This is a genomic window from Burkholderia sp. BCC1988 (assembly GCF_905339895.1).
Taxonomy (GTDB): Bacteria; Pseudomonadota; Gammaproteobacteria; order Burkholderiales; family Burkholderiaceae; genus Burkholderia.
In genome coordinates, this window is record NZ_CAJPHA010000081.1 from 1 (window position 1) to 530 (window position 530).

At 70.9% G+C, this 530-nt stretch carries 1 protein-coding gene; it reads left to right on the forward strand.

Going from position 1 to position 530, the window contains the following annotated elements:
• Positions 1–530: acetyl-CoA C-acyltransferase (locus tag U4012_RS35645; protein ID WP_321804583.1), on the forward strand; the 530-nt coding region annotated here is incomplete at both ends.

Sequence of the window (530 nt, forward strand, 5' to 3'; positions counted from 1 at the left end):
CGCTTCGACGACGAGATCGTGCCGGTGTCGATCCCGCAACGCAAGGGCGAGCCGCTGCAGTTCGCGACCGACGAGTTCGTGCGCCACGGCGTGACGGCGGAATCGCTGGCGGGGCTGAAGCCGGCGTTCTCGAAGGACGGCTCGGTGACGGCGGCGAACGCGTCGGGGCTGAACGACGGCGCGGCGGCGGTGCTGGTGATGTCGGCGCAGAAGGCGGCGGCGCTCGGCCTGACGCCGCTGGCGCGGATCAAGGCGTACGCGAACGCGGGGGTGGATCCGAGCGTGATGGGCATGGGTCCGGTGCCGGCATCGCGCCGTGCGCTGGAGCGCGCGGGCTGGACGCCGGGCGACCTTGACCTGATGGAAATCAACGAGGCATTCGCGGCGCAGGCGCTGGCGGTGCACAAGCAGATGGGCTGGGACACGTCGAAGGTGAACGTGAACGGCGGGGCGATCGCGATCGGTCACCCGATCGGCGCGTCGGGCTGCCGGATCCTGGTGACGCTGCTGCACGAGATGGCCAAGCGCGA